We start from the raw sequence: 8,615 nt of genomic DNA, 5'->3' as shown, positions 1-8,615 counted from the left end.
GGGGGGGGGGGGGGTGGTGGGGTGGTCCCCCCCCCCCCCCCCCCCCCCCCTCCCCCCCCCCCCCCCCCCCCCCCCCCCCCCCCCCCCCCCCGGCCGTGGCCGGGCCCGGGACCACCAGCGACCGGAAGCCAGTAGGTACCTAAGACGCCCTCGGCTGTAACCGTCCTTACCACTCACGAGGGCTAGAGGACGCTCGTGTACCCGTTCAGCGCGGGTTGCCCACCCAGGTGCGCGAAGAGCACGTTCGAGTCCCGCGAGATCTCGCCGCGGCCGACGAGGTCGATCAGCCCCGCCATGGACTTGCCCTCGTACACCGGATCGGTGAGCACCCCCTCCAGCCGCGCCAGCGTCCGGATCGCGTCCAAAGTGGACTCGTCCGGGATACCGTAGATCCCGGCGTGGTAGCGCTCGTCCAGTTCGACCTCGCCGATCTCGCCCGCGCCGATCAGCTCCGCGGTCGCCTGGGCGATGCGGGTGATCTGATCGCGGGTCTCGGCCGGTTTCGCCGACCCGTCGATACCGAGGATCCGGCGCGGCTTCCCGGAAAGCGCGGCCCCGGCGACCATCCCCGCCTGCGTGCTGCCGGTCACCGAGCAGACGATCACGGTGTCGAAGAAGACGCCGAGTTCCGCCTCCTGCGCTTCGAGTTCGACCATCCAGTTCGCGAAGCCGAGCCCGCCGAGACGGTGGTCCGAGCCGCCCGCCGGGATCGCGTACGGCTTCCCACCGTCGGCTTCGATCTCCTTGACGGCGTTCTCCCAGCTCTCCTTGAAGCCGACGCCGAACCCGGCCTCGACCATCCGGATGTCCGCGCCGAGGATGCGCGAAAGCTGGATGTTGCCGACCTTGTCGTACATCGGGTCGTTCCAGTCGACCCAGCTCTCCTGCACCAGCACGGCCTTGAGCCCGGCCCGCGCGGCGGCCGCGGCGACCTGGCGGGTGTGGTTCGACTGCACACCGCCGATCGAGATCAGCGTGTCGGCGCCCGAGGCGAGCGCGTCGGCGACCAGGTATTCGAGCTTCCGGGTCTTGTTGCCGCCGAACGCGATCCCGGAGTTGACGTCCTCGCGTTTCGCCCAGACCTTCGCGCCGCCGAGATGAGCGGTGAGCCGCTCCAGCGGATGAACGGGGGAGGGGCCGAACAGCAACGGGTAGCGGGGGAAATCGGCGAGGGTCATGGCGTCTCCAGGAGGTCTTCGAGTTCGGTCCAGATCGTGGCGGTGATGGCACAGGCCGCGTCGACGTCGCCCGCTTCGATGGCGTCGGCCAGTTCCGTGTGGCGCTGGACCGACCGGTGGGCGGGCAGGGAGCCGAAGCGGGCGTATTCGAGACGTCGCAGCAGGGGCGTGTAGCGGGCAAGCGTCGCGGCGATCGCCCGGTTGCGCGCGGCGGCCACCGGGACGTCGTGGAGTTCGTCGTCGGCGGCGATCGCGGCCGCGATGTCCCCGGCGGCGATCGCGCCGGCGAACCGGGCGTTGGCCGCGCGCATCGCGGCGACCTCGGCCGGGCCCATCCGCGGGGCACCCGCCCGGACGGCGACCTCGTGCAGCGCGCGCACGAGCTGCAGGGCGTCACGGACGTCGTCGGGAACGAACCCCGCGACGCGCGTGTAGCTCTGCGGCTTCGACTCGACGAGACCGTCCTCGACCAGTCGCAGCAGCGCTTGGCGCACCGGCGCCCTGGACAGCCCCAGCTGGTCGGCGAGATCGCCGTCGCGCAGGTTCGTCCCCGGCGGCAACGTCCCGTCGATGATCGCCCGCCGGATGCTCTCGTAGGCCTCGTCCCTTAGGAGGGACCTCGAAACCTTCGCTAACCCACTCACATCTGAAATGTTAGTCGACGCCGGAGCGGAAGTACATGAAGGCCCCCTTCCTGTGCCCAGGCGCAAGGAAGGGGGCCTTCATGTACTTCGGAGGGCTAGTAGACCGGCCCCGTGTACTTCTCGCCCGGCCCCTGGCCCGGCGCGTCCGGCACGGCCGAAGCCTCGCGGAACGCCTTCTGCAGCGACTGGAGGCCGTCGCGCAACGGGCCCGCGTGCAGGCCGAGGTACTCTGCCGACGCGGTGACCAGCCCGGCGAGGGCGGTGATCAGGCGGCGGGCCTCGTCGAGGTCGCGGTGCGGTGAGCTGGCCGGGTCCTCGTCCGCGAGGCCGAGGCGTTCGGCGCCGGCGGAGAGCAGCATGACGGCCGCCCTGCTGATCACCTCGACGCTCGGGATGTCCTCCAGGTCGCGGACGTCCGGGGAATACGGGGGCTGCTGAACGGGTTCATCTGACACGTCTGGTACCCTTCCACGAGCGACCAGCCCCCGAGCGATCGGGGGCGGCAAGTGGAGCCCCGCTCCCACCCGCGTCACTGCCGCAACACCAGGTGTCCGGGTCCGGTCTCGCCAAGACGATTTCGGGCGTCGAGGCGGTGTGTTCGGTTCTGGAGATCGAACACGATCGGAAAGAGTGGGCCCCGCGTACCGCACGGTACCGGGGCCTTAGGTATGTGGGCACCAGGTCGAAACGGTAGAAGAATTTACCTCGAACCAGGGAGGCCCCATCAGCTCCGAGACACGCATCAACGACCGAATCCGGGTACCGGAGGTCCGCCTCGTCGGGCCGGCCGGTGAACAGGTCGGCATCGTCCGGATCGAAGATGCGCTGCGGCTGGCACAGGAGAACGATCTCGATCTCGTCGAGGTCGCCCCGCAGGCACGCCCGCCCGTATGCAAGCTCATGGACTTCGGCAAGTTCAAGTACGAGAGCGCGCAGAAGGCCCGCGAGTCCCGCCGCAACCAGCAGCTCACCGTCATCAAAGAGCAGAAGCTGCGGCCGAAGATCGACCAGCACGACTACGAGACCAAGAAGGGTCACGTGTCGCGCTTCCTTGCGGCAGGCAACAAGGTCAAGGTCACGATCATGTTCCGCGGTCGCGAGCAGTCCCGGCCGGAACTCGGGTTCCGCCTGCTGCAGAAGCTCGCCGACGAGGTGACCGAGCTCGGTTTCGTCGAGTCGTCGCCGAAGCAGGACGGTCGCAACATGATCATGGTGTTGGCCCCGCACAAGAACGTGAAGCCGCAGAAGGCCGCGAAGGCAGCCAAGGACGAGTCGTCCGAGCCGCCCGCCGACGCGTAGCGCCGACCAGCACATGTCAGCGGCACACCGGGAACTGCCGGTGTGCCGCCGCACGGAAGAGGACAACGTAATGCCGAAGATGAAGACGCACAGCGGGACGTCCAAGCGTGTCCGCGTCACGGGTTCGGGCAAGCTGCGCCGCCAGAAGGCCGGCCGCCGCCACCTGATGGAGAAGAAGTCCAACAGGCTCACCCGCCGCCTCGAAGGCACGACCGAGATCGCCAAGAACGACGTCGGCCGCGTCAAGCGCCTTCTCGGCCGCTGACACCCCGCACTTTGTAAACGCCGGGCGCGCCAGCGCGCCCCCAGATCGACAGGATGGACCCAGTGGCACGCGTCAAGAGGGCTGTCAACGCCCAGAAGAAGCGTCGCGCGACTCTCGAGCTCGCCAGCGGCTACCGCGGCCAGCGTTCGCGGCTGTACCGCAAGGCGAAGGAGCAGACGCTTCACTCGCTGAACTACGCCTACCGGGACCGTCGTGCCCGCAAGGGTGACTTCCGCCAGCTGTGGATCACCCGCATCAACGCGGCGGCCCGCGCCAACGGCGTGACCTACAACCGGTTCATCCAGGGCCTCAAGGCCGCGGGTGTCGAGGTCGACCGCAAGATCCTCGCGGACCTCGCGGTCAACGACGCCGCCGCCTTCACCGCGCTGGCCGAGCTGGCCAAGGCGAACGTGAACACCGAAGAGAAGAAGTCGGCCTGACCGGCGACAGCGCTCTTCCACGACCCGGGGCGGCTCCGTTCACCGAACGGACGCCCCGGGTCGTTGCTGCGCGCAAGCTCACCCGCCGGGCCGAGCGTGAGAAGACCGGCCGGTTCCTTGCCGAGGGCGCGAACGCGGTCGAAGCCGCGCTCGACCACGGCGGCAAGGTCTACGAGCTGTTCGTGACCGAACGCGCCGCCGCGCAGCACGAACGTCTGCTCGCCGCCGCGCGCGAGGCGGGCGTCCCCGTCTCGCCGATCACCGATCGTGCCGCCGACGGGTTGTCCGAGACCGTGACGCCGCAAGGCATCGTCGCGGTCTGCGCGCTCGTCGACCGTCCACAAGAGACGGTCCTGAAGCCGGGCGCGAAGCTGGTCGTCGTCCTCGTCGACGTCGCGGATCCCGGTAACGCGGGCACCGTGATCCGGGTCGCGGACGCCGCCGGCGCCGACGCGGTCGTCCTCGCCGGCGACAGCGTCGACCCGCACAACGGCAAATGCGTCCGCGCGGCCGCCGGCAGCCTGTTCCACCCCGCCATCACCCGGATCCGCGACGTCGACGCGGCCTTGAAGGCCTGCTCCGCCGCCGGACTCCGCACCTTCGGCGCGCACGGCTACGCCGACACCGAGCTCGATCAGGTGACCTTCGACGAGCCCACCGCGTGGGTCTTCGGCAACGAGGCGCACGGACTGCCGCAGGCGGTCCTGGAAACGGTGGATCTCGCGGTCAAGATCCCGATGTACGGCCGGGCGGAGAGCCTGAACCTCGCGACGGCCGCCGCGATCTGCGTGTACACGAATGCGATGGCTTCGCGGGCCGCCACCACGTAGAGTCGCGGGCAGCACGCCGTCGCATCACGACACCAAGGGAGCTCTCATGGAACGCAGTGTTCGTTCCAGCACCTTGTTTACGGCGTAGAGCGCGTTTTTCGCACGTCCGAGTGACGGTGTGCCCAGCCCGAGGGTGATCGGGGGCCGCCGTCCGCTGTCCCATAGAATTCAGCAGCTGCTAAACCCATGTGTGCGCTCGCGTGCACCGGACCAGTCCCAGCGGACGCCGAGGAGTTATGTCCGAAGCCAACGACAAGCAGGACCCCCAGGCGGGAACGCTCGCGCCGGAAACGTTGACGGCCGCCGTCAAACAGGCCGAGACCGATTTCGCGGCCGCGGCGGATCTCGACGCGCTGGCCGCGGTCAAACCCGCCCACCTCGGGGACCAGTCTCCGCTGCTGCTCGCCCGCCGCGAGATCGGTGCGCTGCCGAAGCAGGAGAAGGCCGAGGCCGGCAAGCGGGTCAACGAAGCGCGCCAGGGCATCCAGGCCGCCTTCGACGCGCGCCGAGCCGTCCTCCAAGCCGAACGTGACGAGAAGGTGCTCCGCGAGGAGGCCGTCGACGTCACGCTCCCTTGGGACCGCGTGCCCCGTGGCGCCCGGCACCCGATCGCGACGCTGTCGGATCGGATCGCCGACGCTTTCGTCGCGATGGGCTACGAAATCGCCGAAGGCCCGGAACTCGAAGCCGAGTGGTTCAACTTCGACGCGCTGAACTTCGGCAAGGACCACCCCGCGCGCCAGCTGCAGGACACGTTCTACCTCGGCGAGGAGGACTCCGGCCTGGTGCTGCGGACGCACACCTCGCCGGTGCAGGCCCGCACGCTGCTGCATCGTGACCTGCCCGTGTACGTCGTCTGCCCCGGCCGCACGTACCGGACCGACGAGCTCGACGCCACGCACACCCCGGTGTTCTCGCAGGTCGAAGGACTCGCGGTGGACAAGGGCCTGACGATGGCGCACCTCAAGGGCACCCTCGACGCCTTCGCCCGCGCGATGTTCGGCGGTACCTCGAAGACCCGCCTGCGCCCGCACTTCTTCCCGTTCACCGAGCCGTCGGCCGAGGTCGACGTCTGGTTCGAGGAGAAGAAGGGTGGCCCCGGCTGGGTCGAATGGGGCGGCTGCGGCATGGTCAACCCCAACGTCCTGCGTGCCTGCGGCGTCGACCCCGAGGTCTACTCGGGCTTCGCCTTCGGCATGGGTATCGAGCGCACCCTGCAGTTCCGCAACGGAATCCCGGACATGCGCGACATGGTGGAGGGCGACATCAGGTTCACCCTGCCCTTCGGAACGGAGGCCTGAGTGAAGGTCCCAGCCAGCTGGCTGACCGAACACCTCGACGTCGACGAGGAGGTCACGGCCCAGGATCTGGCCGACGCCTTCGTGCGCATCGGCATCGAGGTCGACGACGTCCGGAAACTCGAACCGGTCACCGGCCCGCTCGTGGTCGGCCGTGTCGCCGAGATCGAGGAGCTCACCGAGTTCAAGAAGCCGGTCCGGTTCTGCCGGGTCGACGTCGGCGAATCCGAGAACGACACCGCCGAAGACTCAGTCAAGCCCGACGAGAACCTCGACGATGACGAGGACGACGACGAAGGTCCTTACGAGGACGAGGGCCCCACGGGGATCAAGACCCGCGGGATCATCTGCGGTGCCACGAACTTCGCCGAGGGCGACCTGGTCGTCGTCGCGCTGCCCGGCACCGTGCTGCCCGGCGGTTTCGAAATCGGTTCGCGCAAGACCTACGGCCGCCTCAGCGACGGCATGATCTGCTCCGCGAGCGAACTCGGCATCGGTGACGACCACTCCGGCATCCTGGTGCTGCCGCCGAGCACGGCGAGCCCCGGCGAGGACGCGAACAAGCTGCTCGGCCTCGAAGACACCGTCCTCGAGGTCACGCCGACCCCGGACCGCGGGTACACGCTGTCGGTCCGCGGGCTGGCCCGCGAGCTGTCCAACGCGCTCGACGTCCCGTTCGGCGACCCGGCGTCCATCGAGGTCCCCGAGGCCGAGAGCGACGTCTGGCCGGTGCACCTCGAAGACACCGAGGGCTGCAAGCGGTTCGTGCTGCGCCGGGTCAAGAACCTCGACGCCACCGCGCCGACGCCGTGGTGGATGCGCCGCCGCCTGATGCTGGCGGGTATCCGCTCGATCTCGCTCGCGGTCGACGTGACCAACTACGTCATGCTCGAACTCGGGCATCCGCTGCACGCCTTCGCGACCGGTTCGGTCAAGGGCGATCTGGTGGTGCGCAAGGCGAAGCCGGGCGAGAAACTGACCACTTTGGACGATGTCGAGCGCACGCTCGACGCGGACGACGTGGTGATCGCCGACGACAGCGGCGTCATCTCGCTGGCGGGCACGATGGGTGGCGCGTCGACCGAGATCACGCCGGAGAGCACCGACGTGCTGCTCGAAGCGGCGCACTGGGATCCGTCGTCGATCAGCCGGACGGCCCGCCGTCACAAGCTGTTCTCCGAGGCGGCCAAGCGGTTCGAGCGCTACACCGACCCGCAGCTGTGCGCGGTGGCCGTCGAACTCGCGGCACGCCTCCTGCGTCAGTACGGCGAGGGTTCGATCCTGCCCGGCCGCACCGACGAGGGCGGCGTCGAGCCGAACGCGCCGGTGACCATGCCGATCAGCCTGCCCGACCAGGTGGCCGGGGTGCGCTACGAGCGCGGTGTCACGGTCAAGCGGCTCTCGCAGATCGGCTGCAAGGTCAACGTGGGCACGGCCGAGGACGGCACCGCGCTGGTGACCGCCGTGCCGCCGAGCTGGCGCGGTGACCTGGTGCAGCCCGCCGACCTGGTCGAGGAGGTGCTCCGGCTGGAGGGATACGACAGCATCCCGTCGGTGCTCCCCGAAGCCCCGGCCGGCCGCGGTCTCACCGACACGCAGCGCCGCCGTCGTTCGGTCGCGCGTGCGCTGGCGGAGAACGGCTACGTCGAGGTGCTGCCCTTCCCGTTCATCTCGGACTCGGTCTGGGACGCGTTCGGGCTGCCCGAGGACGACGTCCGCCGCAGCACCGTGAAGGTCCGCAATCCGCTGGAGGCGGACAAGGACCGGATGGCGAGCACCTTGCTGCCGGGGCTGCTGGATACCTTGCAGCGCAACATTTCCCGTGGTTTCAAGGATGTCTCGCTGTTCCACATCGGACAGGTCGTGCTGCCCGGGCCGAACCCCATCCCGATGCCTTCGCTCGGGGTGGACCGGCGTCCGACCGACGAGGAGCTCGCGGTGCTGGAGGCGGCGGTTCCGCCGCAGCCGCTGCACGTAGCCGTCGTGCTCGCGGGCCAGCGCGCCCGGGCCGGCTGGTGGGGTGCGGGCGAGCAGGCGAACTGGGCCGACGCGGTGCAGGCCGCCCGGCTGGTGGCGCAGGCCGCCGGTGTCGAGCTGACCACGGCCGCGGCGGATCAGCCGCCGTGGCACCCCGGCCGCTGCGCGCAGCTGCGGGTGGGGCAGTGGCCCGTCGGTTACGCCGGTGAGCTGCACCCCAAGGTCGTCGAGGCGCTCGGGTTGCCGCCGCGCACCGTCGCGATGGAGCTCGACCTGGACGCGATCCCGATCCCGGACGGCCGTCCGGCGCCGCGGATCTCGGCGTACCCGCCGGTGCTGCTCGACGTCGCCCTCGTCGCCGAGGCGAGCGTCCCGTCGGCCGACCTGGCCGATGCGCTGCGCGAAGGCGCGGGCGAACTGCTCGAGGACATCACGCTGTTCGACTCGTACCAGGGTGAGCAGCTGGGCGAGGGCAAGCGCTCGGTGGCGTACAAGCTGCGCTTCCGCGCCGCGGATCGCACGCTGACCGTCGACGAGGCCACCAAGGCCCGTGACGCCGCCGTCGCGGTCGCGGGTGAACGCTTCGGTGCGAGCCTGCGCGCCTGACCCTGTAGTCCCGTGAAGGCCCCCTTCCCTCAGCTCAGCCGAGGGAAGGGGGCCTTCACGCGCTACGGATGTGGCAAA

Annotated in this window: 9 protein-coding genes; 6 read left to right on the top strand and 3 right to left on the bottom strand. The window is 69.8% G+C overall.

All coding sequences use genetic code 11. The annotated features are described in order from the left end of the window. Positions 1 to 182: 182 nt before the first annotated feature. From ACZ3HL_RS32125 to ACZ3HL_RS32115, 3 genes are all read right to left on the bottom strand, one after another. Positions 183 to 1,178, bottom strand: coding sequence for a 1-aminocyclopropane-1-carboxylate deaminase (locus tag ACZ3HL_RS32125; protein WP_465535152.1), 996 nt, complete (start codon positions 1,176 to 1,178; stop codon positions 183 to 185). Continuing rightward, positions 1,175 to 1,822, bottom strand: coding sequence for a GntR family transcriptional regulator (locus ACZ3HL_RS32120; protein WP_465535151.1), 648 nt, complete (start codon positions 1,820 to 1,822; stop codon positions 1,175 to 1,177). Before ACZ3HL_RS32120 ends, ACZ3HL_RS32125 begins: the two co-directional genes overlap by 4 nt. Before the next feature lie 95 nt (positions 1,823 to 1,917). Further along, a complete protein-coding gene (locus ACZ3HL_RS32115; RefSeq protein ID WP_005163289.1) occupies positions 1,918 to 2,277 on the bottom strand; it encodes a DUF1844 domain-containing protein in 360 nt (119 codons plus the stop codon). A gap of 268 nt (positions 2,278 to 2,545) precedes the next feature. On the opposite strand from ACZ3HL_RS32115, the gene infC reads away from it, so the two are divergent. From infC to pheT, 6 genes are all read left to right on the top strand, one after another. Continuing rightward, positions 2,546 to 3,121 (top strand): translation initiation factor IF-3, encoded by a 576-nt coding sequence (gene infC / locus ACZ3HL_RS32110; RefSeq protein ID WP_051071860.1) that lies wholly within the window; start codon positions 2,546 to 2,548, stop codon positions 3,119 to 3,121. A 70-nt stretch (positions 3,122 to 3,191) separates the two neighbouring features. Next, positions 3,192 to 3,386, top strand: a complete 195-nt coding sequence (rpmI, locus tag ACZ3HL_RS32105) for a 50S ribosomal protein L35 (protein ID WP_007028043.1) — start codon at positions 3,192 to 3,194, stop codon at positions 3,384 to 3,386. Between the two features lie 62 nt (positions 3,387 to 3,448). Next, entirely contained in the window at positions 3,449 to 3,826 is a 378-nt protein-coding gene (gene rplT / locus ACZ3HL_RS32100) for a 50S ribosomal protein L20 (protein WP_005163284.1), read from the top strand. Next, positions 3,823 to 4,656, top strand: coding sequence for a TrmH family RNA methyltransferase (locus tag ACZ3HL_RS32095; protein ID WP_465535258.1), 834 nt, complete (start codon positions 3,823 to 3,825; stop codon positions 4,654 to 4,656). Before rplT ends, ACZ3HL_RS32095 begins: the two co-directional genes overlap by 4 nt. 236 nt (positions 4,657 to 4,892) lie before the next feature. Continuing rightward, entirely contained in the window at positions 4,893 to 5,957 is a 1,065-nt protein-coding gene (pheS, locus tag ACZ3HL_RS32090; RefSeq protein WP_465413100.1) for a phenylalanine--tRNA ligase subunit alpha, read from the top strand. Beyond that, positions 5,958 to 8,537, top strand: coding sequence for a phenylalanine--tRNA ligase subunit beta (pheT, locus tag ACZ3HL_RS32085; protein WP_465535150.1), 2,580 nt, complete (start codon positions 5,958 to 5,960; stop codon positions 8,535 to 8,537). The last annotated feature ends 78 nt before the right edge of the window (positions 8,538 to 8,615 follow it).

Source organism: Amycolatopsis sp. NPDC000009 (assembly GCF_055563465.1).
This window is presented reverse-complemented; position numbering and strand designations above follow the sequence as displayed.

Excerpts from the sequence above, each read along its gene's own strand:
- pheS (WP_465413100.1), top strand. The coding sequence starts at position 4,893 with ATGTCCGAAGCCAACGACAAGCAGGACCCCCAGGCGGGAACGCTCGCG.
- rpmI (WP_007028043.1), top strand. The coding sequence starts at position 3,192 with ATGCCGAAGATGAAGACGCACAGCGGGACGTCCAAGCGTGTCCGCGTC.
- ACZ3HL_RS32125 (WP_465535152.1), bottom strand. The coding sequence starts at position 1,178 with ATGACCCTCGCCGATTTCCCCCGCTACCCGTTGCTGTTCGGCCCCTCC.